This is a genomic window from Saccharospirillum mangrovi, assembly GCF_003367315.1.
Classification (GTDB): domain Bacteria; phylum Pseudomonadota; class Gammaproteobacteria; order Pseudomonadales; family Natronospirillaceae; genus Saccharospirillum; species Saccharospirillum mangrovi.
In genome coordinates, this window is the sequence record NZ_CP031415.1 from 1067157 (window position 1) to 1093731 (window position 26575).

A 26575-nucleotide genomic window follows, 5' to 3' on the forward strand; every position below is an offset into this window, starting at 1 on the left:
ATGCGCGGCTTCGCACGATGTCGGATACGCAGAACCCCCGCTCATGGCTTTCAATTCGCTGGAAAAACGCGCGCTGTTTGGACTGGGAAGCCTCTACGCCGCTCGCATGCTCGGCCTCTTTATGGTGCTGCCGGTTTTAACGCTTTATGGTCAGCATCTGGCTGGCGCAACCACTCAAACACTCGGTCTGGCGCTGGGCATTTATGGCGTCACTCAAGCGTTGTTACAAATCCCTTTGGGCATGTTGTCCGACCGCTTTGGTCGCAAGCCGGTCATTTTTGCTGGCTTGATGATTTTCTTCGCCGGTTCTGTGTTGGCTGCTTTGGCGGACGATGTGGTCTGGCTGATCGTCGGCCGTGCACTGCAGGGCAGTGGGGCCATCGCCAGCGTGGTGTTGGCTTTGCTGGCGGATTACACCCGCGAAGAGGAACGCACCAAGGCGATGGCGATTGTCGGTGCGGTCATCGGCGGCTCCTTTGTGTTGGCGGTGATGGTTGGCCCCTGGCTGGCAGGCGGTTTTGGTCTGGCCGGTCTGTTCTGGGCGACCGCCGGTCTGGCGTTGGGCAGTTTGTTGATTCTCGCCTGGTTGCCAACGCCGCCGGGGCCGGTGGTGCATAAAGAGCGGCAGTGGCGCGGCAGCCAGTTGGGCGCGGTATTACGCGACCGGCAATTAACGCCACTGAGCCTCGGCATTTTCTGTCTGCATCTGACTATGACGGCGCTGTTCGTCGGCCTGCCGGTGATGCTGACGCGCCAGGGTGCGGACCCGTCGCAACTGGGTTGGATCTACGCGCCGGTCATGGTGCTGTCGTTCGTCGCCATGGCGCCGCTGATCATGATCGCCGAACGCCGTCGCTGGCATGTGCCGGTGTTGCTGTTCGCCGCGGCATTGGTGTTGGTGGCGACATTAAGCCTGGGTCTGAACGCCTGGCTGGCACTGAGCGTGGTGCTGATCTGGCTGTTTTTTGTCGGCTTTAACCTGATTGAAGCCAGCTTGCCGTCGTTGCTCAGTCGGCGTGCGCCGGGCGATGCGCGTGGCACGGCTATGGGCTTGTTTTCCACCGGCCAGTTTTTGGGCGCAGCCTGCGGCGGCGTGCTCGGCGGCTGGTTGTTCGGGCAGTTCGGTCGGCTGGGTCTGGCTGCACTGGCCGTGGTCGCCATGGGCAGCTGGATGCTGGTGCTGTGGTGGGCCGAACGCAGCGCCCGTACGGTGACAGTGGCGGATTGACCGGACCGGAGTGCGCACCGATGATAGTCACCACTGGACTCAACTTCATACCCTAAGCAAGTGGCCCGGATGGCTGCTTTCAAGAGCGTTTAACCAACAGGATATCGATCATGGCAAGAGGCACGGTAAACAAGGTCATCATTCTCGGACGATTGGGTCAGGACCCGGACGTTCGTGCCACGGCTTCGGGCACTCAGGTGGTTAACCTGAACGTTGCCACCAACGAATTCGGACCGCAGGACGATCAAGGCAATCGTCAGGAACAAACCGAGTGGCACCGCATCGTGATTTTCGGTCGCATGGCGGAAACCGCTGCGAACTATCTGCACAAAGGTTCACTGGTGTACATCGAAGGCCGTTTGCAGACGCGCAAATGGCAGGATCAAAACGGTCAGGATCGTTACTCCACTGAAATCGTCGCGCGTGAGATGCAATTTGTCGGCGGTCGCAGTGAAGGCGGTCAGGGCCAGGGTGGCGGTGGCTTCGGCGGCGGCCAGTCCAACCAGGGCGGTAGCTTTGGTGGTCAACCGCAGGGCGGTTTCGGCGGTCAGCAAAACAGCGGTGGTTTTGGCGGTGGTCAATCCAACCAGGGCGGCGGCTTTGGTGGTGGGCAACCTGCGCCGAGCCAACCGGCACCACAGACCGGTTCTCAGCCGGGCAACAATAACTTCGACGACTTTGACGACGACATTCCTTTCTGAGGTCGCTCCGTGAACATTTTGGTGACCGGCGCGGGCAGTCAGGTCGGTCTGGCACTGACGCGGTTGTTGACCAGCCGTGAGGTGACATTCGTCGCCCTGGATCGCCGCCAATTGGACATCACTGACGCGGCGGCGATCGACGCCGCCCTGGCGGAGCATCAACCCCAATATCTGATCAACACCGACGGTCTGTTCGATGCAACGCTGGCGCAGCAGGATGAAACCGCCAGCTTTGCGCTCAATCGCGACGGCCCGGCGCTGTTGGCTCAGGCCTGTGCTGCACGCGGCATTGGTATGGTGCAGTTGTCGTCCGAACGCATCTTTGATGGCACCAAGGCGGCGGCCTATCTGGAAAACGACACGCCGCATCCGTTGTCGGTGTTGGGTGAAAGCCAGTGGGCCGGCGAGCAGGCGGTGCGGGCGGCCTGTCCGCAGCATTTGATTGTGCGTACCTCCTGGGTATTCGGTCCGGATGGCGACAACCCGCTGACCCGCACACTGGCGCAACTGACCGACCGTGCCGTGCTGAATCTGTGCAACGACCAACAAGGCTGCCCGACGCCGGCGGCCGATTTGGCGCGCGTTATTTTCGCCATGCTTGAGCAAGTCGATTGCCAGGTCGATCCGCCGCTTTGGGGCACGTATCACTACGTTGGCAGCGACCGCACCGATTGGCGTACCTTCGTCGAAACCGTGGTCAAGGCGGCCAAGTCATACGTCGATGTCAGCGTTGAACAGTTAGCCGAAACCGACGCTGTGGTGGAGCCGGAAGACAACATACCCAGGCCGGTGAACGCCGAATTGGCGGCGCGCAAAGTGTTGGCGACGTTCGGCATCAAGCAACAACCCTGGCGACGTGGCATCCAGGATGCATTAAAAATGCGCTTCGAAAATCACGCCGAGGACACCCAGTGAGGCTGCTGAGCCGACTGTTGCTGCTGATAGCGATACTGATCGTGGCGTTGGTTGGCACCTTCTGGTGGCTGACCGACGACGACAGCGCCGTGCCGCGCACCATCATTCCACTCAGCGATCTGCGTAAATACCGCCAGTGGCTGGAGGATTATCATCCGGCGCGGTTGGTCAGCGGCCAGACTTATCGCATTGAAGTCAGTGAAGCGGATATTCAGAAGTTGGCGATTTTACTGGCGTCGACTCAGCCGCGTCTGGCGCATTCGCAATTTCGCGCCGAAGTGACACCGGAGCGGCTGGCGTTGGATGTCTGGTGGCCGACCGGCATTTGGGACCGTTATCTGCCGCTGCAATTGCAGTGGCAACCGCAGCAGCCGTTTTATCTGGCGCAGCTGAGCATCGCGGGCGTCCGCTTGCCCGCTTATCTGTTGGAACGGGTCAACTTGCGTCTGGCTGCGGTGCCGTCGGTATCCGATGCCGAACGGCTGTGGCGGCAATTGCAGCCGAAGGTGGAATTAACCGACGGCCAGATGGCGCTGGAGGTGGTCTGGGACGATCCGTTGCTGGCCGGTTGGATGCAGCGCTTTGCACCGTTCTGGTCGGACCCGCAACAGGTTGAGCAATTGCGCGAAGAAGTGCTCTGGCTGGGCGATTGGCTGGGCCAGCGCGAGGATTTCCGCATCCCGCTGCGCGACGCCATGCAGGCCATGCTGGCGCGGCCGGATTTCGATTGGGACGCCGACGCCCCCGCCATGTTGGGCGCGCTCAGTTACGCGGCGTTGCGTTCCAGCTCCGGCCTGACGCCGGGTGAAGATTTGCCGGAACTGCCGTTCAAGCGGCTGACGCTGCAAGGGCGTTATGATCTGGCGCGGCATTTTGTGCTGGCGATGTGGCTGGGCACACAGATGTCGCCGCAATCGGTGTTGGAATTGGCGGTCTACAAGGAGTGGTCAGATGCGTTGACGCGGCCCACGGGTTTCAGCGCGGAAGACATGGTGGCGAACGTTGCAGGCCTGGAAATGTTGCTCTGGTTGCAGTCTTTATCCGACCAGGAACGTAAAGAAATCGGCCTGTTGACCGATGACAGTCTTATGCCGCCGGAAGCATTCTGGCAGCCGTGGATGCGCGAAGGCGAAGTGATGACCGAATCTCAGCTGCGCGAGCTGGTTGCCTCGACGCGCGCCTGGTTGGCAAACAGTCCTTTGTATCAGCGTTGATCACGTTCAGCGCCACCGTGTCGGCCTTGCATCCAGCGGGCGGCGACAAACGGTCTATCGAATTGTGCTCGTGCGTGTGTGTCGTCAACCCCAAGGTTGAGCACGCCGAGTGTGTTTGGAGGAAGCCTGGCGATGGCCAGTATTGATTTCAGTAAAATACGCCTGACCACCGGCCTGAGTATGAAACTCGAGGTCGAAGGCGGCGACAGCAAGCGCCATAACGTCAACCTGATTGGCTACATTCCGGGCCGGACGGTGTTGATCACCACGCCGTTACTCGGCGAGCACCGGCCGTTGCTGTTGCGCAAAGAGCAGGGCGTGATCGTGCGCTTTTTCTCCAACAAGAGCGCCTGTGCGTTCCGCACTCAGGTGGCACACATCTGCACCACGCCGGCGTACTACCTGCACCTGACCTGGCCGGATCGGGTCGAAGCCGGTGAAATTCGTAAAGCCGAACGGGTGCTGGCGAATTTGCAGGTCACCATCGTCAATCAATCCAGCACCACCGGCGAGCGTGGTACCGGCGCCATTGTCGATTTGTCGACCACTGGCGCGCGTCTGGAAACGCTGCAGGCGCTGGGCAAACCGGGCGACATTCTGCTGATGACGTCGAAGGTGTCGGTGGGTCATGTGACCCGGGTGATTTCCATCGAAGCGGTGATCCGGGCGGTGCTGGATCGGAAGGAGTTGTCGAACAGCGCAGCGGCGTATGGCATCGAATTCAAGTACGTGTCGGACATCGACTTCCTGGCGCTGCAAGCCTTCGTCAATGCCCAGATGGCGCGCGGCGCCGAGCGTTAAACCGCCTCAGTTATCGCGCGCGACAGCCAGCTCCGCCAAACTCGCCAAGGCGGTTTTGTAGGGGCTGTCGGCAAAACCATCGAGCTGTGCCAACGCCTGTTCCACCTGTTGACGTGCCTGGGTTTTGACGTAATCGATGGCGCCGCAGCTGTGCACGATGTCCAAAATGGCGCCCATATCATCCAAGCCACCTTTGCGAATGGCGCGGCGAATCAGTTGAGCATCAGCTTCCGGAGCGGTCTGCATGGCGCGGATCAACGGCAGCGTTGGTTTGCCTTCGGCTAAATCGTCACCGATGTTTTTGCCCAGCTTGGCGGCGTCGCCATCGTAATCGAGCACATCGTCGATCAACTGAAACGCCAATCCCAACTTAAGTCCGTACGTCGCCAGACGGTCGCACTCATCCGCGCTCAGACCGCTGAGCAACGCCGCGGTTTCGCTGGCGGCCTGGAACAGAATGGCGGTCTTGCCTTTGATGACGTCCATGTACTGCGCTTCGCTCACATTCGGGTTGCGCACGTTCATCAACTGCATGACTTCGCCTTCGGCCAAGGTTCGGGTTGCGATGGCGAGCCGGTTCATCACCGACATCTCACCGATCTCGACCAGCAATTCAAAGGCACGGGCGTAGAGGAAGTCGCCCACCAGTACGGACGGCGCATTGCCCCAGTTGGCGTTGGCGGTGGGTTTGCCACGGCGCATGTCGGAGGTGTCGACCACGTCGTCGTGCAGCAAGGTCGCGGTGTGCAGGAATTCGATAACGGTCGCCAGCTTGTGATGGCGTTGGTCAATGGCACCGCCGCTGATGCCCGAACTGAGCAGTGTCAACAATGGCCGCAGGCGTTTGCCGCCGCTGGAAATGATGTAATCGGCGATCTTTTCCACCAGCGGGACGCGCGATTCCAGTTGCGCCAAAATGGTTCGGTTGACGGCTGCGAAGTCGTCGGCAACAACAGCGAAGATGGCATTCTGATCCATGTGGTGCGCGGGTCCTGCTCAGGTTGGAAAGCGGCTAGCTTAACAGGGCCGGTGGCCGGCGTCAGGCAGGCGGAGGTGGGTCGAACGGTTCCGCTGAAGTTAGGCCAATCCGGGCTTGCGCGGTGGGGTTGATATCCGTACAATTGCGCGCCCTGATCGATCCGCTTCATTCCCTGTCATAGGGTGCTCCCAGCGTAGGCGATGCCTTTAGCAGCAGGTTTCAAGTAATGAGGTCGGTGCGGGTCGGAAACACTCAGATGGAGAATCCCATGTACGCTGTAATCGTAAGTGGCGGTAAACAATACCGCGTCAGCGAAGGCGACACGCTGAAGCTGGAAAAAATTGAAGCCGAAACCGGTGCCAAAATCGATTTCGACAAGGTGTTGCTGGTCGCTGATGGCGACAAAATCACCGTGGGCGAGCCCGCTGTGAAAAGCGCCAAGGTCTCTGCCGAAGTGGTGGCTCATGGCCGTCACAAGAAGGTGAAGATCCTGAAGTTCAAGCGCCGTAAGCACCACATGAAGCAGATGGGCCACCGTCAGTGGTTCACTGAAGTTAAGATCACTGGTATTTCAGCATAACGGAGAGAAACCATGGCTCACAAAAAGGCAGGTGGTAGTACTCGCAACGGTCGCGATTCCCAGAGCAAACGCTTGGGCGTGAAAGCCTTCGGTGGCGAAACCGTTTCTGCTGGCTCTATCATCATTCGTCAGCGTGGCACTCGTTTCCACGCCGGCGACAACGTTGGCATTGGCAAGGATCACACCCTGTTCGCCAAAGCCGATGGCAAGGTGGAATTCACCACCAAGGGCAAAGAAAAGCGCAAGTTCGTCAACATCGTCGCCTGATCGACGGGTTAACAACGCTCTTGCTAAAAGCCCTGCATCGCAGGGCTTTTTTGTATCCGTACCGATTCAAACAGAGGTCGCAGTAACCGATGAAATTTGTGGACGAAGCCAGTATCAGCGTCGAAGCCGGTAAGGGTGGCAACGGCTGTGTCAGCTTCCGGCGCGAAAAATTCGTCGAGAAGGGCGGCCCGGACGGCGGCGACGGCGGCCACGGTGGCAGCGTTTGGGTGAAAGCCGACGACAGTGTCAATACGCTGATCGATTACCGCTATACCCGTCGCTACAAAGCCGAAAATGGCGAGCCCGGCAAAGGCCGAGACATGACCGGTCGCGCCGGTAAAGACACCACCTTGATTCTGCCGGTCGGCACCACCGTCATCGACGCCGACACCGAAGAAATTCTGGCCGATCTGCGCACTGACGGCGAAACCGTGAAAATTGTCCAAGGCGGTTTTCGTGGCCTTGGCAACACCCGTTTTAAATCGAGCACCAACCGCGCACCGCGCCAGTTCACTAAAGGCACGCCGGGTGAATCGCGCAACTTGCGGTTGGAATTGAAAGTCATCGCCGATGTCGGTTTGTTGGGTTTGCCCAACGCCGGCAAGTCAACGCTGATCCGTTCGGTCAGCGCTGCCAAACCGAAAGTCGCCGACTATCCGTTCACCACCCTGGTGCCGAATCTGGGTGTGGTGCGCGTCGACGACATGCGCTCTTTTGTTATGGCCGACATTCCCGGCTTAATCGAAGGCGCGTCCGAAGGTGCCGGTCTTGGTATTCGTTTTCTGAAACATCTGGTGCGCACCCGGGTGTTGTTGCATCTGGTGGATTTGTACCCGGTTGATGAATCGGATCCGGCTGAGAACGCCCGCGCCATTGCCGACGAACTCGAAGCCTTCAGCGAAGCATTGTCGCAACGCGAACGTTGGCTGGTGCTGACCAAAATCGATTTGCTGCCGGAAGACGAACGCCAGGCGCGCATCGATGCAGTCATAAAAGCGCTGGACTGGGACGGCCCGGTGTTCGCCATTTCTGCGATGGCCGGTGAAGGCACCAAGGCGTTGACCGGCGCGCTGATGGATTGGCTGGAAGCCGATAACGAAGCGCTGGCCGAAGATCCGGATCGTTTGGAAGCCGACATCGCGCACCGCGATCAGGTCGAACGCGAAGCGCGCGCGCGCATTCGCATGCTGGCCGAGCAACGTCGCGCACAACGCGCCAAAGACAGCGACGATGACGACGACGATCACGATGTGGAAATCATTTATGCGCCCTGATCGGGGCGCTATCATGCCGCAGTCGTTTCGCTAAAGGAGAGCGCCGGTGAGCAGTACCCGGCAACGCCATTCTGCTTTGACCGAAGGTCAGCGCTGGGTGGTCAAAATCGGTTCCGCTTTGTTGACCAACGACGGTCGCGGATTGGATGAGGTGCGCATCCGTCAGTGGGTGGCGCAGATGGCGTCGCTGCGCCAGCAAGGCGTGGAAATTGTGCTGGTATCGTCCGGTGCGGTGGCTGCTGGCATGCACCGTTTGGGTTGGCAGACGCGCCCGGAATCGATGGAAATGCTGCAAGCGGCGGCGGCCGTTGGTCAGACCAAACTGGTGCAGACCTACGAAGATTTTTTCCAGCAACACGGTTATCACAGCGCGCAAATTTTATTGACGCACGACGACCTGTCGGATCGTCGCCGTTACCTCAACGCACGCTCCACCTTGCGTGCGTTACTGGCCTTGCCAGTCATCCCGATCGTTAATGAAAACGACACCGTCGTGACCGACGAAATTCGCTTTGGCGACAACGATACCCTGGGCGCTTTGGTCGCCAATCTGGTCGAAGCCGATGCGTTGATTTTGCTGACCGACCAGGACGGTTTGTTCGATGCCGACCCGCGCCATAACCCCAATGCACAGTTGATTGAACAAGCCTCCGCTAGCGATCCGCGTCTGGCTGGTATGGCCGGCGGCGGCGGTGTGCTGGGTCGTGGCGGTATGACCACCAAAGTACGGGCCGCGAGTCTGGCGTCGCGTAGCGGCGCTGTTACCGTCATCGCCGGCGGTCGCTTGGACGATGTGCTGCTGCGCATTCGTGCCGGCGACAGCATCGGCACGGAATTAACGCCGGAAATGGAACCGCTGGTAGCGCGCAAACAATGGCTGGCGGGCCATCTGCAAACCAAGGGTGAACTGTCACTCGACGCCGGTGCGTGCCGGGCATTGATGGAGCAGGGCAAGAGTTTGTTGGCCGTGGGCGTCACTGCGGTCAAAGGCCGTTTTCAGCGCGGTGAATGTGTGTCGCTGCTGGACGACAGCGGACGCGTGATCGGTCGCGGTTTGTGCAATTACGACAGCGACGAAGCGGCGCTGCTGGTCAAACAACCGTCCAGTCAATTCGAGCGCATTCTGGGCCACATGGCGGAACCGGAATTGGTTCACCGCGACAATCTGGTGCTGTTATGACCGACGCGAACGACGACAAAAGACGCTGCGGCTGGTGCGGCGGAGATACGCTGTATCAGGCCTATCACGACAACGTTTGGGGACGGCCGGTGCGCGATGGTCGCGAACTGTTTGCCAAGCTGTGTCTGGACGGTCAGCAAGCTGGTCTCAGTTGGATCACCATCCTGAGAAAACAGGACAATTATTATCGCGCCTTCGCCGATTTTGATCCGGTTGCCATTGCCGCATTCAGCGACGCCGATCTGGCCGAGCGGCTGACCGATCCGGGCATCGTGCGCAACCGGCTCAAGGTGGAATCGATCCGTCGTAATGCGCGGGCCTATCTGGCGATGCTTGATGCAGGCGACGATTTTGCAGCCTTTCTCTGGTCCTTTGTCGACGGCAAACCGCTGATTCATCGCTGGTCACGACTGGATCAGATTCCGGCGGTCACGCCACAGGCCGAAGCCATGTCGAAAGCGCTGAAAAAGCGCGGCTTCAATTTTGTCGGCCCAACCATCTGTTATGCCTTTATGCAGGCGACGGGTCTGGTCATGGATCACCTGACTGACTGCCATTGCTTCGACGCCTGCGTTGCCGAAGCCGAAGCTTTTGCACCGATCGGTGCAAAGTCGTGACTTTCGACGCCTGTAGCCAGAGTCCGAGGCCCGTACAATGTTGGGTGTCGTAATTGGCTATTGAGTTTTATTGATGCAGCACAAGCCCCCCTTTCTGCCCCCGGCTCTGGGATTGCTGGTGATGCTCGGCATCTTCTCACTGCATTTTATCTGGCCAATTGGCACGCTTTTCCCTTACCCCTGGAACTTCATTGGATTGATCCCTCTGGTGCTCGGCGCTTTGCTCAACATTGTTGCCGATCGCGAATTGCAGCGCGCTGGTACCACCAGTCGTCCGTTCGAACGGCCGACTTCGCTGGTGGAACGTGGTGTGTTCCGCATCAGTCGTAATCCGATGTATCTGGGCTCGGTCTGCATTGCTGTCGGCTTGTCGATCTGGGTCGGGTCAGTGTCTTCCTGGGTGGTCGTACCGCTGTTTGTTCTGGTGTTGTATTGGGTGTTTATCCGGTCTGAAGAACGCGTGCTGGAACAAGAATACGGCGTCCGATATCAGGCTTACTGCCGGCGGGTTTGTCGCTGGTGCGGCCGTTGCAAAGAACAGCCGTCGAGCGACACCTAAACAGTCGCCAACAAGCCGACCCTTAAGTAGCATGGGCGTTTTGCTGCCCAGGCTTCGCCAAGGAAACACTCAGCATGTGGTCTCGTCTGCTTCACCTCTATGAACGCTTGATTACCGAACGCGCCCTCTGGTTGATGGTGGCGTTGGCTGTATTGTTGGCCGTCTTCGGTTACCAGGCCCGGCATTTTTCGCTGGATGCGTCCGCCGAAAGTCTGCTGTTGGAAAACGATCCCGATCTGGAATTATTCCGCACCGTTTCCGAGCGCTACGGTTCGCAGGAATTTCTGGTGCTGACGTATACGCCAGAAGAGTCTTTGTTCGCTCAGAAATCCCTGGACGTCTTACTCGATTTACGCGACGAATTGCGCCAACTGGACGCGGTCGATTCGGTGGTGTCGGTAATGGACGTGCCGTTGTTGTCCAACCCACCGGTGCCGATGACTGAGCTGGTCAGCAACATCAAAACGCTCGAAGACCCGGACGCCAATTTGGATATGGCGCGCTCGGAATTGGCGAACAGCCCGCTGTACGTCAACTTGCTGCTGAACCTCGATGCCAACACCACGGCACTGCAAATTAACTTCCCGCGCGATGAAGTGCAGGATGATTTGCTGGCGCAGCGCGAGCAATTGCAGGCGTTGCGCGATGCTGAATCCGCCGACTTCGATCCAGACCAGTTAACGGCGGTGGAAACCGCTTTGCGTGACCGCCGCGACGAGCGCTCGGCCAGCATCGGCCAGGCCATCGAAGCTGTGCGCGCCATCATGGCTAAATACGAAGCCTATGGCGAACTGCACCTAGGCGGCGTGCCGATGATCGCCGACGACATCATCCGTTTTGTGCGCAGCGATCTGATCACCTTCGGTGTCGGCGTATTGTTTCTGCTGATTGCTACTTTGACCGCTATTTTCCGTCACCCGCGTTGGGTGGTGTTGCCGATGATCAGCTGCGGCGTCGTCGTTGTCGCCATGCTCGGTATTCTCGGTTGGGGGCGCTGGCCGGTGACGGTCATTTCCAGCAATTTTATTTCGTTGCTGCTGATTTTAACGATGTCGATGTCGATTCATTTGATCGTGCGTTACCGCGAATTGCTGCGGAAACATCCCGATTGGGATCAGCGCCAATTGGTGACCACCACGGTCCGTCGCATCGCTGTGCCCTGCTTGTACATGGCGCTGACCACCGGCGTTGCCTTCGCCTCCTTGTTGTTCAGCGGCATCCGCCCGGTGATTAATTTTGGTTGGATGATGACGCTGGGTATTGGCGTTGCCTTTGTCGTGACCTTCCTGTTATTCCCGTCGATGTTGGTGCTGCTGGGTAAAAAAGAAAGCACCGGTGAGCGGCGTCAGGGCGGTGTGGCGAGTCGGTTTTTTACTCATCTGACGCTGCGTTCCGGCGGTTGGATTTGGGTTGCCAGTCTGGCGTTAGCCGGCCTGACGCTGGTCGGTGTTTCGCGTTTGGTGGTGGAAAACAGCTTTATCGATTACTTCGGCGAAAACACCGAAATTTATCAGGGCATGACGGTGATTGATCAGCGCCTGGGCGGTACCACGCCGCTGGAAGTACTGATTAATTTTCCGGATGCGTCGTCGTTGCAACCGGCCGACGGTGTCGATGTCGAACAATTGGAAGAGGCGGCGGAAAGCGTTGCGGCCATGCAATCCGAAGTGGCCGATGATGGCTTTATCGATGATTCTGAAAGCGCTTTTATTGAAGAAGATTTTCTCAGCATGGACGGCGGCCAGGTTGGCTCTTTCCAGGATGATTTTGTCGAAGACGACGACCCGCAAAAATACTGGTTCACCAGCGACAAAGTGGAAAGGATTCGGGCGCTGCATAATTATTTGGACGCCCAGCCGGAAACCGGCAAAGTCATTTCGCTGGCGACCATGGTGACCATTGCCGAATCGTTCAATAACGGCGAACCGCTGAGCAATTTGCAGTTAGCGTTGTTGTACTCAGTGATACCGGCAGAGTTCCGGGCGTTGGTAATCGACCCCTATGTGTCGGTCGAACATAACCAGGCGCGCATCAACGTGCGCATTCTCGATTCGATGGACGGCCTGAAGCGCGACGCCTTGTTGCAGCGCATCGAAACCGACGCAGTTGAGCAACTCGGTTTCGAACCGGGCCAGGTGCAATTGAGCGGCATGATGGTGCTCTACAACAACATGTTGCAGAGCCTGTTTGATTCGCAAATCAAAACGTTGGGTGCGGTGTTCACCGGCATCATGCTGATGTTTTTATTGTTGTTCCGCAGCCTGAAACTCAGCTTGATTGCCATGGCACCGAATCTGCTCGCCGCCGGTTGTGTGCTCGGCATTATGGGTTGGTTCGGCATTCCGCTGGACATGATGACCATCACCATTGCCAGCATTACCATCGGCATTGCGGTCGACAACACCATTCATTACATCGTGCGTTTCCAACGCGAATTTGCCAAAGACGGCCAGTATGTGCGCGCGCTGAAACGCAGCCACGATTCCATTGGCAAAGCGATGTATTACACCTCTCTGACCATCATTCTGGGCTTCTCGATTTTGATGCTGTCGAACTTCCGGCCGACGCTCTATTTCGGTCTGCTGACGGCGCTGGCGATGGTGGTTGCCCTGGTCGGCGCTTTGACCTTGTTGCCGCGTCTGATCGTGTTGTTCAAGCCGTTTCCAAAACCGCAATCGCTGATACCATCGAACGACTGAGCCATTGGCTCAGTCTTGCGGATGGGCCAGGATGGTTGGGTCCAGCAAGCGTTCCAATTCCTCGCGTGAAAGGTCGGTCATCTCGGTGGCGACATCGATAATCGGCCGGCCGTTTTTGTACGCCGCCTTGGCGATTTCCGCCGCCTTTTGATAACCCACTACCGGATTCAACGCTGTCACCAGAATCGGATTGCGGTGCAACGGCGCTTCAATGGCGGCGGTATTTGCCTTCAAGCCAGCGATGGCTTTTGCTGCTAAGTGCTCGCACGCCTGTGTCATTAATTGAGTGCCTTGCAGCAAATTACGGGCGATTAATGGCAGGCTGACGTTGAGCTGGAAATTGCCTGACTGGGCAGCCAAAGTGATCGCCGTATCAAAGCCAATCACCTGATAAGCCGCCATCAATACCGCTTCGGGAATCACCGGATTCACCTTGCCTGGCATAATCGATGAACCCGGTTGCAGGGCCGGCAATTCCACTTCCGCGAGGCCTGCTAATGGCCCGGAATTCATCCAGCGCAAATCGTTGCTGATTTTAATCAGCGTGGCCGCGAGGCCTTTCAAATGCGACGACAATTCCAGCGACGCATCTTGACTGCTGATGCCGTAAAAGGCGTTGTTGTGCGGACTGAAATCGCTGTGAATTTGCTGATTCAGATGAAAGCAAAAACGCTCCGCAAAACCTTTTGGCGCATTGATGCCGGTACCGATGGCCGTGCCGCCCTGAGGCAGCGATTTGATCCGCACCAGGCTTTGTTGCAGCCGACGTTGGCTGGTGCTCAGCGCTTCGCTCCAGGCGGAGAATTCCTGTTGCAGTGTGATCGGCATGGCGTCCATTAAATGGGTGCGGCCGGTTTTGACGATATTGGCGAAGGCGTTGCCGCGTTCGTCGATGCGATCGCGCAGCGCGGTAATGGCTGGCAATAATTCGGTTTCAACTGCCAGCGCACTGCTGACCTGAATGGCGGTGGGAATGCTGTCGTTGCTGCTTTGACTGGCGTTGACGTCGTCGTTGGGATGTATGTCCAGCCCGCTGGCTTCGTGCGCCAGATGCGCCACCACTTCGTTGACGTTCATGTTGGTGCTGGTACCGGAACCGGTCTGAAAGACATCGAGCGGAAACTGGGCGTCGTAGTCCAGCTCGCGGGCCTGTTCGGTGGCCGCGACAATGGCCTCGGCACGGTCGGCGGCCAGCGTGCCCAACTCGGCGTTGGCGCGGGCGGCGGCGGCTTTGATGCTGAGCAGGGCGTTGATGAAGGCGTCCGGCAAACGCTCGCCGGAAACCTGGAAGTTGGTCAGTGCCCGTGCGGTCTGGGCACCGTAATAGGCGTCGTCGGGGACCTCGAGTTCGCCAAAGCTGTCGGATTCGGTGCGCATGCTGAATTCTCCGCTGTGAATGAGTCACAGCGGAGAATTGGGGGTGTCCGGAGCAAGTCAAGGGCGACGCAGCGTCGCCTGGGAATCAACGATCGTCGCTGAGGTCGAGACGGGTGACTTCGAAGGCGCGCACGCGGCGGTTGTCGGCGTTGATGACGCGCACCATCAGATCGCCCAGGGTGATGGATTCGTCACGCTTGGGCACTTTGCCGAATTTGTGCATGACGATGCCACCGATGGTGTCGAATTCTTCGTCGCTGAATTCGGTCTGGAAATGGTCGTTGAAATCTTCGATCGGTGTCAGCGCCTGCACCAGAAAACCGCCATTGCCGTTGGGGCGAATGTTGGCATCGGCCGCATCGTCGTGTTCGTCTTCAATTTCACCGACGATTTCTTCCAGCACGTCTTCGATGGTGACCAGACCAGCCGTCTGGCCGTATTCGTCAACCACCACCGCCATGTGGTTGCGGTTGGAGCGGAAATCCTTGAGCAAGACGTTGAGGCGTTTGCTTTCGGGGACGAAATTCACCGAGCGGATCAGGCTGGACAGGCGGGCTTGCATAACATCCAGCTTAAAGCCGGTTTGCAGGCCGAGACCGAGCAGGTCTTTGGCGAGCAGAACGCCGACCACTTCGTCGGAATGTTCGCCCAGAACCGGGAAGCGGGAGTGACCGGATTCGACGATTTTGCCGAGCCAGTCTTCGATGGTTTCATCGACTTCCACGCTGACCATTTGCGAGCGGGGAATCATGATGTCGCGGACGTGCATGTCCGACACATTGAGCGCGCCTTCGATGATCTTGAAGGCTTCGCTGTCCAGGATGTCTTTGTCCTGAGCGTCTTTGAGTACGCTGAGCAGATCTTCGCGATCCTTGGGTTCCCCGGTAAAGGCATCCGACAGTCGTTCCAGCCAGGACCGCCTTCCGGGGTTGCTACTCGTGGGTCGTTCGTCGCTCATGGCGCCATCATTCCTCTGTGTGTGCCGAGTGATCGGCGGTTAACCCTGTTCACTGTCGGTGGCGTCCGGCAGCAGATAGGGGTCGGGCAGGCCGAGATTGGCCAGCACCTGACGTTCAATGGTTTCCATCACTTCGGCATCCTCCGGCTCAATGTGGTCAAAACCGAGCAGATGCAAGGCGCCGTGAATGACCAGATGCGCCCAGTGTTGCAGTTCCGTTTTGCCTTGTTCGGCGGCTTCGCGTTGCAGTACCGGTACGCAAATCACCAGATCGCCTAGCAAAGCCTGTGCCTCTGGGTCGTCGATGCCCGGTGGCGCTTCAAACGGGAATGACAGGACGTTGGTGGGTTTGTCTTTACCGCGATAATCGCGATTCAGCGTCTGGCTTTCGGCTTCATCGACCAGGCGGATGCAGACACTGGCGTGGTCGCGATAACCGGCCAGTGCCTGTGTCAGCCACAGCTCGAATTGGGCCGGCTGCGGCAAGTTATTGCCGCTGCTGGCCAGTTGCAGGTCGAGGTCGAGTGTCATGCGGTGTCGTTTTTGTCGTAGGCGTCAACGATGCGCTGCACCAGCGGGTGGCGCACCACGTCTTTGGATCCGAACTGGGTCACGCTGATGCCTTCGACGCCAGCGAGCACTTCAAGCGCGTGGGCGAGGCCCGAGCTTTGGCCGCGCGGCAAGTCGATCTGCGTCGGGTCGCCATTGATCACAGCGGTGGAACCAAAACCGATGCGGGTGAGGAACATCTTCATCTGTTCGCGGGTCGTGTTCTGGCTCTCGTCGAGAATGATGAAGGCGTTGCTCAAGGTGCGACCACGCATGTAGGCCAGCGGCGCGACTTCGATGACATTGCGTTCGATCAGTCGGTCGACTTTTTCAAACCCAAGCATTTCGTACAAAGCGTCGTACAGCGGGCGCAGGTAAGGGTCGACTTTCTGGCTCAAGTCGCCGGGCAGAAAACCGAGCTTTTCACCGGCTTCGACCGCCGGACGCACCAGGATAATGCGCTTGATCTGATCTTTGCTCAGCGCATGAACCGCGCAGGCAACGGCCAGAAACGTCTTGCCGGTACCGGCCGGGCCGACACCGAAGTTGATGTCGTGCGTCAGTACGTTGTGCACGTAAGCGCGCTGATTCGGACCGCGCGGTTTCACTACCGATTTGGGCGTGTGCAGCACATAGAGTTTCTGATCGTGCAGCTGATCTTCCGGCTGCTTCAGCGTTTCCACTTCGGACGCCTGCAGGAACAGATTGATGGTGTCCGGCAGCAGATCACGCCCGCCTTTGGTTTCCCGATACAGGCGTTTGATGATGTCTTCGGCTGCTTGCAGAGTGTCGTCGTCGCCCAACAGTTCAAAGCGATTGCCGCGATTGAGCACTCGCACGTCCAGGCGTTCTTCGATCTGCTTGAGGTTGTCGTTAGCCAGGCCGCACAGGCTGGCGAGTCGCTGGGGGTTGTCGGGTTGCAGCTCGAATTGACGCTGGCCCGATGCCGGGGCGTCGAGCCCGGCCAGGGACGGGTTAGTCAAAGTGGGTGAAGTCCTCTGATGGGGTGTTGGTAAGGGTCAAGGATACGCAGCGATGCGGGGCTGTCAAAATGCCATTCGTCTAAAAAACAGACGTTTTATAGCACTTGGTTTGATCGCCCCGCTCAATAGGCCAGGTCCGCGTTGATCACTTCGCCGCGCAACGAATTGGAGAAGGCTTCGGTGATGCGTACCTGAACGAATTTGCCGATCAGGTCTTCGTCGTCGCAGCGGAAAAACGTGGGCCGGTTGTTTTCGGTGCGGCCTTGCAGCTCGCCTGGGTCGCGCTCGGACGGGCCGGTGACCAGCACCATCTGAGTGGAACCGACCATACGACGGCTGATCTGTGCCGCCTGCTGGATGATGCGTTCCTGCAAAATCGCCAGGCGTTGCTTTTTCACCGCTTCGGGGGTGTCGTCTTCCAGGCTGGCCGCCGGCGTGCCGGGGCGCGGGCTGTAGACGAAACTGAAGCTGTGATCGAAACCAATGGTCTGGATCAGGTTCATCGTGGCTTCGAAATCGGCATCGGTTTCGCCCGGGAAGCCGACAATGAAATCGGACGAGAAGCTGATGTCCGGACGGTTGGCGCGGATGCGTTCCATCTTTTCGACGTATTCGGCCGCGCTGTGGCCGCGTTTCATCGCCGCCAGAATGCTGTCGGAACCGCTCTGCACCGGCAAATGCAGATGGCTGACCAGTTCCGGTACGTCTTTGAACGCATCGACCAGCGATTCGGTGAATTCGACCGGGTGGCTGGTGGTGAAGCGAATGCGGTCGATGCCGTCAATCTGCGCCGCCAGTGTGATCAATTCAGCCAGATCCGCCTCGCTACCGTCGTGGCGCGGGCCGCGATAGGCGTTGACGTTCTGACCCAGGAAGTTGATTTCGCGCACGCCCTGGCCGGCCAGATGCGCCACTTCGGCAATCACATCGTCAAACGGCCGGCTGACTTCTTCGCCGCGTGTATAGGGCACGACGCAGAAAGTGCAGTACTTGGAGCAGCCTTCCATCACCGAGACAAAGGCTGACACGCCGTCGCTTTTGGGTGCTGGTAAATGGTCGAATTTCTCGATTTCCGGAAAGGTGACATCAACCATGGCAATGCGGTTTGTGCTGGTCGGCGCTTGGCTGTTGGCGCCATCGAGCATGGCCGGCAGGCGGTGCAACGTCTGTGGGCCGAAAATCATATCGACGTAAGGCGCGCGCTCGGAAATGGCGGCGCCTTCCTGAGACGCCACGCAACCACCAACGCCGATCTTCAGATTGGGGTTTTTGGCCTTCAACCGCTTCCAGCGACCGAGTTGATGGAACACCTTGTCCTGGGCTTTTTCGCGAATGGAGCAGGTGTTCAGCAGCAATACGTCGGCGTCTTCGGCCGAATCGGTCAACTCGTAGCCATGGCTGTCGCCGAGCAGGTCGGCCATGCGGGCCGAGTCGTACTCGTTCATCTGGCAGCCATGGGTTTTGATAAACAGCTTTTTGGTCATGAAAGCGGGTGTGATCGTCGTTGTCAGTGAAGTCGTTGTCAGGGCAACAGTGAACCCATCATGGGGGCGGCGATTATACGCATTCAAGGTCTGCGACCCAACCATGGATTCACCCTCTTTGCTGGCGCTGCAGGCCATTGAATCCGAGCGCTCGTGCATCCATATAATGCGCCGTTGTGACTGGATTGAACCGAGACTGCATGACCACGCCCAAAGCCATTTACCGCGTTGCCTTTCTGAATCAGGACAAGGTGTACGAAATTTACTGCGCCCATATTTATCAGAGCGATCTGTATGGGTTTATTGAAGTGGAAGAACTGCTGTTCGGCGAACGCAGCCAGGTGTTGGTGGATCCGGGCGAGGAGCGGTTGCAGAAGGAATTCAACGGCGTGAAACGCAGTTTTATTCCGATGCATTCCATTGTGCGCATCGACGAAGTGGAAAAAGAAGGCGCAGCGCGCATTCGCGACAGCAAAGGCGGCCCGGTGGTGCAGTTTCCGGCCAGCGGCCCGCGTCGCAGCGAATAGCGGCGAGGTTGTTCGGCTGGCAGTCGGTTGCAGCCGGACTATACTGATGCCAACGGAGCGCTCTGTGAGAACGCTCCCTGGCCTGAAGAGGTAAGTGCCATGACAGTATTATTGCTGGTTGTCAGTCTGATTGCGGCGGCGGTGTTGACCTCCGCATCGTCGTCATCTCAGAAGCTGGAACCAATTCGTCTGCCAGTAGAAGAGCAGCGTCACCCGCGCCGCCCCCGGCGTTAAGCGGTTTGGGTGGGCCGCGGCCGACCCATCACCCAGAGCGCCAGCACGGCCAACACCAGCATCATCGGTACGGTCACCCACAGCAGAGCGTTCCAACCCACCTGAAACAACAGCCAACCCGCGCCCAGCGATGCCACCGCCTGGGCGCCAAAGACCAGAAAGTCGTTGACCGCCTGAACGCGAAAGCGCTCATTGCCGACGTAACTGAGCGGCAGCAGCGCCGTTCCAGCCACAAACAGAAAGTTCCAGCCAATACCCAGCAACACCAGCGACAAGCCGTAATGCCCCAGGCTGCGACCGGTCAGGCCTGCGATCACCATGCCCGCGTAAATCAACAAGCCTGTGACCATCAAAGCCGTTGGGCCGAAACGGCGGATCAGCGTTGCGGTCGCCAGCGACGGCAGAAACATCGCCAGGATGTGCGCCTGAATCGTGCTTTTGGTCAGCGCCAGGCTGTGGTGATCAAACTCATGCATGCTGATGGGCGCGGCCGTCATCACCAGACTCATCACACTGAAGGCCGTCGCCGCCGACAGTAACGCCAGCCACAGCATTGGCTGGGCCAGCAACTCCGGCCAGGAACGGCCGTCTGTGGCAGCGTCGGCCGTGACCATTACCGGGTCGCGGAAGCCGAACACCAGCAGGGCAGTGCTGACCAGTTGCAGAGCCGCCAACAATAAGAAAGAACCAGCGTAAGGTACCGCCGTGAGCATTTCGCCACGGGCACCGGCTTCGGGGCCGACAATCGCCGCGAAGATACCACCCAGCAGCAGCCAGGAAATCGCCTGGCCCTGGCGCTCAGCCGTCACGCTTTCCATGGCCGCAAAACGGTATTGATTGATGCACGCCATGTTGAAACCCAGGCAGGCCGAAGTAATCAGAAACAATGGGAAACTGGCCTGATTCAGCGCCACAAACCCCAGCAGGCAGCCAGTGATGGACACCGCATTGCCGGTCAAAAAGCCGAGCCGGCGACCGACTTTGCGCATCAGCAACGACGCCGGCAGCGTGCTCAGCGCGGTAGCCAGGATCAGCACCGCCACCGGCAAGGTGGCCAACTGCGGATCGGGCGCCAGTTGCGCGCCGACCAGACCGCCGATCAATACGACCATCGGCACCGCTGACATGGAAAACGCCTGGGTGGCAATTAACACCCAAAGATTGCGAGGAATGGCAGACATGGACGGGGTTCCTGCTTGAGAAAACGCCAGACTAAAACCCGCCATCACAGGAAGGTCAAGCCGAAGGTTGGCGACTTTTTGACCACTGCGTATAATCGCCGCGCCGTTTTGAGCGCCACGCTGCGCACAGGAGAGTGAATGCGGTTGTTACATCCACGAGCCTACTGGCTGGTGTTGAGTTTATTGGGCCTGGGCTGGCCGGTGCAGGCGAGCGATTTGGCGCTGTTGGACAGCGCCCTGCCGGATTTGACCGAGGTGGTCGATGTCGCGGAAAAGAAAGCCCAATTCCTCGATTATCTGGCGCCGCGGGTGAAAGCGGAAAACCATCGCATCGAAGCGGAGCGGGCCTGGTTGACACTGATGCGCGAGCAGGCCAACGACGGCGTTCCCTATGAACCCTGGCAGGCGGCTCTGCTGGCGCGCTTGGGAGCCTACTACGAAATCGATTTTGAACCCGGTACCGACGCCTATTTCACGCACATGCTGCACCGCGTCGATACCTTGCCGGTGTCTTTGGTGTTGGCTCAGGCAGCAAAAGAAAGCGGTTGGGGCACCAGCCGGTTTGCTGTAGAAGGCAACAATCTGTTCGGGCAATGGTGTTTTTCCGAAGGCTGCGGCCTGGTACCCAGCGGCCGGCCCGATGGTGAACGGTACGAAGTCAAAGCCTTCGATACCGTGGCGCAGGCGGTATCGGCGTATTTCCGCAATGTGAATACCCACGATCCGTATCTGCCGTTGCGCAACATACGCGCCGAATTGCGTTATCTGTCGGTGCCGTTGGAGAGCGATACGCTGGCCTGGGGCCTGGAACGTTACTCCACGCGCGGTGAAGCCTACATCCGCGAAATATCAGACCTGATCGATTACAACGACCTGAAACAGTACGATCTGCCGGCCTTTTACGCCCTGAATTAAGCCGGTTCTTGTGCCTGTGCGGGAAACCCCGTACAAAGGTGCCTTTGTCTGCCGAGGTGGTTTTTTTTATGTTCAGCGGGATTGTCCAGAATACCGCGCCGGTGCGCATTGAAGCGCGCCACCAAGACCTTTGGACGTTGTCGGTGCCATTGACGGCCAGCCAACGTGACGGCCTGGTGTCCGGTGCCAGTATTGCGCTGAACGGAACCTGCCTGACGGTGACGCAGATCGACGACGCCGGTCGCGCCCATTTCGATGTGATGATGGAAACGCTGCGGGTCACCAATTTAGGCGATCTTCACGAAGGCGATCTGGTCAACGTCGAACGCGCCGCCCGCTTTGGCGACGACATCGGAGGCCACGTTATGTCCGGCCACATTCAGGGCCAGGTGCCGGTGGTCGAGATCGAACGTCCGCAAAACAACTGCATTCTCTGGTTTGGCATCACGCCGGCTCAACGTCGTTATCTGTTCGCCAAAGGCTTTGCCGGTTTGAACGGTTGCAGCCTGACGATTGGCGAAGTGCTTGATGATCGCTTCAATGTCTTCCTGATCCCCGAAACCCTGAACGTCACCAGCTTTGGTGAAATCAAGGTTGGTGATCGCGTCAATCTGGAAGTCGATGCGCACACCCAGGCCATTGTCGATACGCTGGAACGCATGCGCGCTGCGGGTGAGCTGTGATCGTCGAGCAAACCCAGACGTCGGATGTGATCTGGCAATGCGTGCCTTTTGACGCACTGGACACGCGTACTCTGTATGCGCTGTTGGCGTTGCGTTTGTCGGTCTTTGTGGTTGAACAGAACTGCCCGTATCAGGAACTCGATGGCAAAGATCTGGCCGCCTGGCATTTGCTGGGTTATCGCCACGGCGAACTGGTGGCGACCTCGCGCATTCTCGCGCCGGGTGTCAGCTACGACGGTGCCAGCAGCATTGGCCGGGTAGTGACGGCACCGAGCGAGCGCGGCACCGGCCTGGGTCCGCAATTGATGAGCGAAGCCGTCGCCGCTTGCCAGCGGTTGTTCCCGACACTGCCGATTCGCATCGGCGCCCAGGCGCACCTGCAACGCTTCTACGGCCGCTTGGGCTTCGTTGCCGAGGGTGCGCAATACCTTGAGGATGGCATTCCTCACGTCGAAATGACCCGCCCTGTGGGTGCATAATGCGCGCAGGTTCTGTAACGGTCTGACAAGAGGTGGCCGTGGATATTCCAGCCTTCCACCAAACACTGCGTGACCATTTGCCCGACGAGCGTCTGATCACCGATGCCGCCCGGCGTTTTGCACTGGGCACCGACGCCAGTTTTTACCGCCTGACCCCGCAACTCATTGTGCAAGTCGACAACGAAACCGAATTGCAGACCGTCCTGGCGGCGGCCCGCGAATATCAGGTGCCGTTGACGTTCCGCGCGGCAGGCACTTCGTTATCCGGCCAGGCCGTGACCGATGCGGTGCTGGTGACGCTGACGCCCAACTGGCGTGATTGCCGCATCGAGCCTTTGGGCGAACGGGTGCATCTGCAACCGGGTTTGATCGGCGGTCTGGCGAATCGAAAACTGGCGCCGTTCGGCCGCAAGATCGGCCCCGACCCCGCCTCCATCAACGCCTGTCAGATTGGCGGCATCGTCGCCAACAACGCCAGCGGCATGTGCTGCGGCACGCGCCACAACAGCTATCACACCTTGGCCGGCATGCGTGTGGTGCTTGCCGACGGCGGCGTACTCGACAGCCTCGACCCGGAAAGCGTGCGCGCCTTCCGACGCAGCCATCCGCGCTTGCTCAAAGGTCTGTCCGAACTCTCGCTCAAACTGAACCGAAACGAAGCGCTGGCCGAGCGGGTGCGGCACAAATACCGCCTAAAAAACACCACCGGTTACGGCCTCAATGCGTTGCTCGATTTTGACGATCCGATCGACATCCTGACGCACCTGATGGTCGGCTCCGAGGGCACGCTCGGCTTTGTCAGCGAAGTCAGCCTCAATACGGTGCCGGACCATCCGCATCGCGCCGCCATCATGGTCGGTTTCGAACATTTAACGCATTGCGCCCAGACCGTCAGCCAACTGAAAGCCGCGCCGGTGGACGCGGTGGAATTGCTCGACAGCCGGGCCGTGCGCGCCGTTTCTCACATGGACGGTTTGCCGTCATTCGCACGTCGCCTGCCGGATTCCGGCGGCTTGCTGCTGCTCGATGTGCGCGGCGAAAGTCTGGATCAACTGGACGAACATTGTCAGGCGGTGCAACAGATTCTGGACGAAGCCGGCGTCAACATGAGCACCGGCTTCACCCGCGATTCGCGCCGCATCGACGCCTACTGGACGCTGCGCAAAGGCACCTTTCCGGCGGTCGGTGCACACCGCGCGGTTGGCACCACGGCGGTGATCGAAGACGTCGCCTTTCCGGTGGAAAAACTGGCCGATGGCGTGGCGATGTTGCAGGCGTTGTTTGATCGTCACGGCTACGACGAAGCCATCATTTTTGGTCATGCCCTGGAAGGCAATCTGCACTTTGTCTTTACCCAGGGCTTTGACGACCCGGCGGAAATCCGTCGCTACGAAGCCTTTATGGCCGACGTTGCCGATGCTGTAACCGGCGAACTGGACGGCTCGCTGAAAGCCGAACACGGCACCGGCCGCAACATGGCGCCATTCGTGAAACAGGAATGGGGCAAAGACGCTTATTCGCTGATGAAGGCGATCAAGAAGTTGTTCGATCCCAAAGGGCTGCTGAACCCGGGCGTGATTCTGAACGACGATCCCCAGGCGCATCTGCAAAATCTCAAACTGATGCCGGCGGCGGACCGTCTGGTCGATGCCTGCATCGAATGCGGTTTCTGTGAGCCGGTCTGTCCATCGCGTGAGTGGACGTTAACGCCACGGCAGCGCATCAGTCTGCATCGGGAGATGCAGCGCCAGCGACGCGAGGAAGGGCTGGCCGATGGTTGGCAGGATCGTTTTGAACATCAGGCCATCGACAGTTGCGCGGCGACCGGGCTGTGTCAGGCCCAATGTCCGGTGGGCATTAACACTGGCGAACTGGTATTGAAGCTGCGCGCGGAGCGCAATCATCGTTACATCCGCCTGGCTAAATCGATGGGGCGCCATTACGCGGCGCTGGCCAGTGTCACCCGTGCCGGTCTCTGGGCTGCTAATTCAATGCAGCGACTGACCGGACCGAAACGGCTGGAGCGTTGGTCGGCGGCGATTCGCAATCTCAGCGGCGGTCGCACACCGTTGTGGCTGTCTACTTTGCCGGGGCCGGCACGACCGGTGTACGCGCCCAACCGCGCCACCCGACCGAGCGATCGCGAAGTGCTGGTGTATTGGGCGTCCTGCGTATCGCAGACCTTTGGCGCGGCGATTGACGAAAAAGGCCGCGGCAGTTTACCTGCCTCGGTGTTGAATGTGTTACGCAAAGCCGGCCTCAATGTGGTGATGCCACAACCGACACGCGGCCTGTGCTGTGGCCAGCCGTTTCAATCGAAAGGGCATTTCAGCGTGGCGGAGCAGCAGCGTCAGGAATTGGTCGATGAACTCTGGGAAATGTCCAGCGGCGGTCGTTTTCCGGTGTTGGCGGACACCAGCCCGTGCAGTTTGCGGGTGCGTGAGGCGGCCAGTGATCGTGGCATTCAGTTTTACGACAGCGTCGATTTCATCGATCGCTTTCTGCTCGACCGGCTTGCCATCCAGCCCGATCCGCAACGCGTTGCCGTGCACACCACTTGCAGCGTTCAGCGCCAGGGCATTGCGCCCAGTCTGGCGCGAGTGCTGGATAAACTGACGCCGGACTGGATTCAACCCGACGGCATGGCCTGTTGCGGCTTTGCTGGTGACAAGGGTTTTACTCAACCGGAACTGAACGCCTCGGCATTGCGCGGCCTGGACAATGCCGTCAGCGGCTGCGCCTACGGCATCTCCACCAGCCGGACCTGCGAGATCGGTCTGAGCCGGCACAGCGGTCTGACTTATTATTCGCTGTTTGAAGTGCTGGATCGGCTGTCCACAGTGCGCGAAGACGCCGCTTAATACGCGGCGTCGTTCAGGCTTTCAGAAAGGGATTGAGAATCCAGCCCAGCGGGCCGGTGAGTTTTACCGGCGCTTCGACGACCGACAGAATCAGGCAGTCTTCGTGCGCATCGGCCTGGGGCGAGTGGGTGTCGCGGCCGGAGCGCCGAATGAAATCGCCTTCGCCGTACGACCCCAGTCGATCAGAAAATCCGCCTTCCAACACCACGCTGATTTCTTCACCGCGATGCTGATGGTTCGGCACCCGGCCGCCAGCTTTCATGTGGTGCAGGCCGACGATCAAGCCGCTGTCGTCCTTCATTAAACGGGTGACACGCAGATTCTTCATCGGCTGTTTCCAGTCCAACTCGTCCAGCGATTCCGGCAGCAGTGCCGCCAACGCACGCGGGAAGCGCTGTTCTGTTTGTGGTTCGGGTGCTGCGGCTGGCGCGGGTTCACGCGCGATGCGGTCCATCAGGCTGGCAAAGGCGGTGTCGGCAACCGGTGCGGGTGCCTGTTGTTCAAACAGCACAGCGCTGGTGCTTTCCAACTCGCTGAGCGCCTGGCGGCAACGGCTGCAGTAATGCAAATGCACCGACACCGCAATGCTGATACCGGGGCGGCAGCTTCCGGCGGCAAACTCCACGAGCTGATCGGGATGTGGATGCCACTGGGTCATAAGTCGAGCCCTTCCAAAGAGAGTTTCAATTTCTTCATCGCCAGCCGGACCCGGCTTTTCACGGTGCCCAGTGGCAAGGCCATTTCGTCGGCCACTTCCTGATGGCTTTTGTCTTCCATAAAGACTTTGGCGACGACCTGGCGCTGATCCACCGGCAGTTCCGATAACTGGCTGCGCACCTGTTCCTGAACGCGCGACTGGCGCACTTCACCGAACAGTTCGGTATTGGCTTCGAGTTCCCAGATATCGTCGGCGGGCAGATCGTTTTGGTGTTTGCGCAAGCGGCGCAGCATGTCGATGCGCTGGTTGCGGGCGATGGTGAAAATCCAAGTGGAGGCGGCTGCCTTGTGTCGGTCGTAACTGGCGGCTTTGCGCCAGATGGCGAGCATCACTTCCTGCACCAATTCGTCGGGCAAATGATCGCCGTTGCGGTGCAGGCCGGACGACAGCGCGAAGGCTTTGATCAGCGGAGCGAAATGGTTGAACAGCGCTTCGAAGGCCGGAATGTCCTGGCGTCGGGCGACCGCTTCGAGATGGTCTGCCCATTGTTGTGCCGCCGGGCTGGTTTCGGTCATGGTGCGCGCGTTTTTGGCTGAAAGGATCGAGATTACAGGGGCGCCTGCCATAAGAAAACCTGTGCTTGGTTGATCTGACGGCGATTTACGCCGTCCA

General features: G+C 59.0%; 27 protein-coding genes. 18 read left to right on the forward strand and 9 right to left on the reverse strand.

Annotation, left to right across the window (positions count from 1 at the left end; all coding sequences use genetic code 11):
• Positions 1 to 43: 43 nt before the first annotated feature.
• From DW349_RS05065 to DW349_RS05085, 5 genes are all read left to right on the forward strand, one after another.
• Complete coding sequence (locus DW349_RS05065; protein WP_162824616.1) at positions 44 to 1228, forward strand: MFS transporter; 1185 nt, start codon at positions 44 to 46, stop codon at positions 1226 to 1228.
• Between the two features lie 110 nt (positions 1229 to 1338).
• A complete protein-coding gene (locus DW349_RS05070) occupies positions 1339 to 1929 on the forward strand; it encodes a single-stranded DNA-binding protein (RefSeq protein WP_108125948.1) in 591 nt (196 codons plus the stop codon).
• 9 nt (positions 1930 to 1938) lie between these two features.
• Positions 1939 to 2844 (forward strand): SDR family oxidoreductase, encoded by a 906-nt coding sequence (locus DW349_RS05075; RefSeq protein ID WP_108125947.1) that lies wholly within the window; start codon positions 1939 to 1941, stop codon positions 2842 to 2844.
• Entirely contained in the window at positions 2841 to 4058 is a 1218-nt protein-coding gene (locus DW349_RS05080; RefSeq protein WP_108125946.1) for a hypothetical protein, read from the forward strand. Before DW349_RS05075 ends, DW349_RS05080 begins: the two co-directional genes overlap by 4 nt.
• 132 nt (positions 4059 to 4190) lie before the next feature.
• Entirely contained in the window at positions 4191 to 4859 is a 669-nt protein-coding gene (locus DW349_RS05085; RefSeq protein ID WP_108125945.1) for a flagellar brake protein, read from the forward strand.
• A 6-nt stretch (positions 4860 to 4865) separates the two neighbouring features.
• Here DW349_RS05085 and DW349_RS05090 read toward each other — a convergent pair whose 3' ends face one another.
• A complete protein-coding gene (locus tag DW349_RS05090) occupies positions 4866 to 5837 on the reverse strand; it encodes a polyprenyl synthetase family protein (RefSeq protein WP_108125944.1) in 972 nt (323 codons plus the stop codon).
• Positions 5838 to 6106: 269 nt separating this feature from the next.
• Here DW349_RS05090 and rplU point away from each other — a divergent pair, with 269 nt between their 5' ends.
• From rplU to DW349_RS05125, 7 genes are all read left to right on the forward strand, one after another.
• Complete coding sequence (gene rplU, locus DW349_RS05095) at positions 6107 to 6418, forward strand: 50S ribosomal protein L21 (protein WP_108125943.1); 312 nt, start codon at positions 6107 to 6109, stop codon at positions 6416 to 6418.
• Positions 6419 to 6430: 12 nt separating this feature from the next.
• The gene (gene rpmA / locus DW349_RS05100) at positions 6431 to 6685 is read left to right on the forward strand and encodes a 50S ribosomal protein L27 (RefSeq protein ID WP_108125942.1); all 255 of its coding nucleotides are present in this window, start codon (positions 6431 to 6433) and stop codon (positions 6683 to 6685) included.
• 89 nt (positions 6686 to 6774) lie between these two features.
• Complete coding sequence (gene cgtA, locus DW349_RS05105; RefSeq protein ID WP_108125941.1) at positions 6775 to 7959, forward strand: Obg family GTPase CgtA; 1185 nt, start codon at positions 6775 to 6777, stop codon at positions 7957 to 7959.
• Positions 7960 to 8005: 46 nt separating this feature from the next.
• Complete coding sequence (proB, locus tag DW349_RS05110; protein ID WP_108125940.1) at positions 8006 to 9139, forward strand: glutamate 5-kinase; 1134 nt, start codon at positions 8006 to 8008, stop codon at positions 9137 to 9139.
• Positions 9136 to 9756 (forward strand): DNA-3-methyladenine glycosylase I, encoded by a 621-nt coding sequence (locus DW349_RS05115; protein ID WP_108125939.1) that lies wholly within the window; start codon positions 9136 to 9138, stop codon positions 9754 to 9756. Before proB ends, DW349_RS05115 begins: the two co-directional genes overlap by 4 nt.
• 73 nt (positions 9757 to 9829) lie before the next feature.
• Positions 9830 to 10315 carry a methyltransferase family protein gene (locus DW349_RS05120; protein WP_108125938.1) on the forward strand — a complete coding sequence of 162 codons (486 nt, stop codon included), beginning with the start codon at positions 9830 to 9832 and terminating at the stop codon, positions 10313 to 10315.
• 74 nt (positions 10316 to 10389) lie between these two features.
• Positions 10390 to 13014 carry an efflux RND transporter permease subunit gene (locus tag DW349_RS05125; RefSeq protein ID WP_108125937.1) on the forward strand — a complete coding sequence of 875 codons (2625 nt, stop codon included), beginning with the start codon at positions 10390 to 10392 and terminating at the stop codon, positions 13012 to 13014.
• A gap of 9 nt (positions 13015 to 13023) precedes the next feature.
• On the opposite strand, the gene DW349_RS05130 is transcribed toward DW349_RS05125, so the two are convergent.
• From DW349_RS05130 to miaB, 5 genes are all read right to left on the reverse strand, one after another.
• Positions 13024 to 14391, reverse strand: a complete 1368-nt coding sequence (locus DW349_RS05130) for a class II fumarate hydratase (protein ID WP_108125936.1) — start codon at positions 14389 to 14391, stop codon at positions 13024 to 13026.
• An 85-nt stretch (positions 14392 to 14476) separates the two neighbouring features.
• Positions 14477 to 15349 carry an HlyC/CorC family transporter gene (locus DW349_RS05135; protein WP_108125935.1) on the reverse strand — a complete coding sequence of 291 codons (873 nt, stop codon included), beginning with the start codon at positions 15347 to 15349 and terminating at the stop codon, positions 14477 to 14479.
• 39 nt (positions 15350 to 15388) lie between these two features.
• The gene (gene ybeY / locus DW349_RS05140; RefSeq protein WP_108125934.1) at positions 15389 to 15880 is read right to left on the reverse strand and encodes an rRNA maturation RNase YbeY; all 492 of its coding nucleotides are present in this window, start codon (positions 15878 to 15880) and stop codon (positions 15389 to 15391) included.
• On the reverse strand, positions 15877 to 16881 hold the full coding sequence (locus tag DW349_RS05145; RefSeq protein WP_232819334.1) for a PhoH family protein: 1005 nt from the start codon (positions 16879 to 16881) through the stop codon (positions 15877 to 15879). The genes ybeY and DW349_RS05145 overlap by 4 nt, the downstream gene beginning before the upstream one ends.
• Positions 16882 to 17003: 122 nt before the next feature.
• Positions 17004 to 18365, reverse strand: a complete 1362-nt coding sequence (gene miaB / locus DW349_RS05150; protein WP_108126102.1) for a tRNA (N6-isopentenyl adenosine(37)-C2)-methylthiotransferase MiaB — start codon at positions 18363 to 18365, stop codon at positions 17004 to 17006.
• A 200-nt stretch (positions 18366 to 18565) separates the two neighbouring features.
• On the opposite strand from miaB, the gene DW349_RS05155 reads away from it, so the two are divergent.
• Both DW349_RS05155 and DW349_RS17610 read left to right on the forward strand, forming a co-directional pair.
• A complete protein-coding gene (locus tag DW349_RS05155; protein WP_108125933.1) occupies positions 18566 to 18892 on the forward strand; it encodes a DUF1820 family protein in 327 nt (108 codons plus the stop codon).
• A 99-nt stretch (positions 18893 to 18991) separates the two neighbouring features.
• Positions 18992 to 19126 (forward strand): hypothetical protein, encoded by a 135-nt coding sequence (locus DW349_RS17610; RefSeq protein ID WP_269801842.1) that lies wholly within the window; start codon positions 18992 to 18994, stop codon positions 19124 to 19126.
• Here the strand turns inward: DW349_RS17610 and DW349_RS05160 are convergent.
• Positions 19123 to 20307, reverse strand: a complete 1185-nt coding sequence (locus tag DW349_RS05160) for an MFS transporter (protein ID WP_157954365.1) — start codon at positions 20305 to 20307, stop codon at positions 19123 to 19125. The two genes, DW349_RS17610 and DW349_RS05160, sit on opposite strands and share 4 nt — an antisense overlap.
• A 138-nt stretch (positions 20308 to 20445) precedes the next feature.
• On the opposite strand from DW349_RS05160, the gene DW349_RS05165 reads away from it, so the two are divergent.
• The 4 genes from DW349_RS05165 (at position 20446) to DW349_RS05180 (ending at position 25245) form a co-directional block, all read left to right on the forward strand.
• Positions 20446 to 21222, forward strand: a complete 777-nt coding sequence (locus DW349_RS05165; protein WP_108125931.1) for a glucosaminidase domain-containing protein — start codon at positions 20446 to 20448, stop codon at positions 21220 to 21222.
• Positions 21223 to 21290: 68 nt separating this feature from the next.
• A complete protein-coding gene (locus DW349_RS05170; protein ID WP_108125930.1) occupies positions 21291 to 21905 on the forward strand; it encodes a riboflavin synthase subunit alpha in 615 nt (204 codons plus the stop codon).
• Positions 21902 to 22384, forward strand: a complete 483-nt coding sequence (locus tag DW349_RS05175) for a GNAT family N-acetyltransferase (RefSeq protein ID WP_232819333.1) — start codon at positions 21902 to 21904, stop codon at positions 22382 to 22384. The genes DW349_RS05170 and DW349_RS05175 overlap by 4 nt, the downstream gene beginning before the upstream one ends.
• Positions 22385 to 22422: 38 nt before the next feature.
• A complete protein-coding gene (locus tag DW349_RS05180) occupies positions 22423 to 25245 on the forward strand; it encodes an FAD-binding and (Fe-S)-binding domain-containing protein (protein WP_232819332.1) in 2823 nt (940 codons plus the stop codon).
• A 13-nt stretch (positions 25246 to 25258) separates the two neighbouring features.
• Here the strand turns inward: DW349_RS05180 and DW349_RS05185 are convergent, their stop codons facing one another.
• Positions 25259 to 25903 (reverse strand): ChrR family anti-sigma-E factor, encoded by a 645-nt coding sequence (locus DW349_RS05185; protein WP_108125928.1) that lies wholly within the window; start codon positions 25901 to 25903, stop codon positions 25259 to 25261.
• Positions 25900 to 26478, reverse strand: coding sequence for a sigma-70 family RNA polymerase sigma factor (locus tag DW349_RS05190; RefSeq protein WP_232819331.1), 579 nt, complete (start codon positions 26476 to 26478; stop codon positions 25900 to 25902). The genes DW349_RS05185 and DW349_RS05190 overlap by 4 nt, the downstream gene beginning before the upstream one ends.
• Positions 26479 to 26575: the final 97 nt, after the last annotated feature.

What these genes read in the sequence shown, in the direction of transcription:
- DW349_RS05065 (WP_162824616.1), top strand. Translation starts at nt 44, where the DNA reads ATGGCTTTCAATTCGCTGGAAAAACGCGCGCTGTTTGGACTGGGAAGC.
- DW349_RS05070 (WP_108125948.1), top strand. Translation starts at nt 1,339, where the DNA reads ATGGCAAGAGGCACGGTAAACAAGGTCATCATTCTCGGACGATTGGGT.
- DW349_RS05085 (WP_108125945.1), top strand. Translation starts at nt 4,191, where the DNA reads ATGGCCAGTATTGATTTCAGTAAAATACGCCTGACCACCGGCCTGAGT.
- DW349_RS05090 (WP_108125944.1), bottom strand. Translation starts at nt 5,837, where the DNA reads ATGGATCAGAATGCCATCTTCGCTGTTGTTGCCGACGACTTCGCAGCC.
- rplU (WP_108125943.1), top strand. Translation starts at nt 6,107, where the DNA reads ATGTACGCTGTAATCGTAAGTGGCGGTAAACAATACCGCGTCAGCGAA.
- rpmA (WP_108125942.1), top strand. Translation starts at nt 6,431, where the DNA reads ATGGCTCACAAAAAGGCAGGTGGTAGTACTCGCAACGGTCGCGATTCC.
- cgtA (WP_108125941.1), top strand. Translation starts at nt 6,775, where the DNA reads ATGAAATTTGTGGACGAAGCCAGTATCAGCGTCGAAGCCGGTAAGGGT.
- DW349_RS05115 (WP_108125939.1), top strand. Translation starts at nt 9,136, where the DNA reads ATGACCGACGCGAACGACGACAAAAGACGCTGCGGCTGGTGCGGCGGA.
- DW349_RS05120 (WP_108125938.1), top strand. Translation starts at nt 9,830, where the DNA reads ATGCAGCACAAGCCCCCCTTTCTGCCCCCGGCTCTGGGATTGCTGGTG.
- DW349_RS05125 (WP_108125937.1), top strand. Translation starts at nt 10,390, where the DNA reads ATGTGGTCTCGTCTGCTTCACCTCTATGAACGCTTGATTACCGAACGC.
- DW349_RS05130 (WP_108125936.1), bottom strand. Translation starts at nt 14,391, where the DNA reads ATGCGCACCGAATCCGACAGCTTTGGCGAACTCGAGGTCCCCGACGAC.
- DW349_RS05135 (WP_108125935.1), bottom strand. Translation starts at nt 15,349, where the DNA reads ATGAGCGACGAACGACCCACGAGTAGCAACCCCGGAAGGCGGTCCTGG.
- ybeY (WP_108125934.1), bottom strand. Translation starts at nt 15,880, where the DNA reads ATGACACTCGACCTCGACCTGCAACTGGCCAGCAGCGGCAATAACTTG.
- miaB (WP_108126102.1), bottom strand. Translation starts at nt 18,365, where the DNA reads ATGACCAAAAAGCTGTTTATCAAAACCCATGGCTGCCAGATGAACGAG.
- DW349_RS05155 (WP_108125933.1), top strand. Translation starts at nt 18,566, where the DNA reads ATGACCACGCCCAAAGCCATTTACCGCGTTGCCTTTCTGAATCAGGAC.
- DW349_RS17610 (WP_269801842.1), top strand. Translation starts at nt 18,992, where the DNA reads ATGACAGTATTATTGCTGGTTGTCAGTCTGATTGCGGCGGCGGTGTTG.
- DW349_RS05160 (WP_157954365.1), bottom strand. Translation starts at nt 20,307, where the DNA reads ATGTCTGCCATTCCTCGCAATCTTTGGGTGTTAATTGCCACCCAGGCG.
- DW349_RS05165 (WP_108125931.1), top strand. Translation starts at nt 20,446, where the DNA reads ATGCGGTTGTTACATCCACGAGCCTACTGGCTGGTGTTGAGTTTATTG.
- DW349_RS05170 (WP_108125930.1), top strand. Translation starts at nt 21,291, where the DNA reads ATGTTCAGCGGGATTGTCCAGAATACCGCGCCGGTGCGCATTGAAGCG.
- DW349_RS05185 (WP_108125928.1), bottom strand. Translation starts at nt 25,903, where the DNA reads ATGACCCAGTGGCATCCACATCCCGATCAGCTCGTGGAGTTTGCCGCC.
- DW349_RS05190 (WP_232819331.1), bottom strand. Translation starts at nt 26,478, where the DNA reads ATGACCGAAACCAGCCCGGCGGCACAACAATGGGCAGACCATCTCGAA.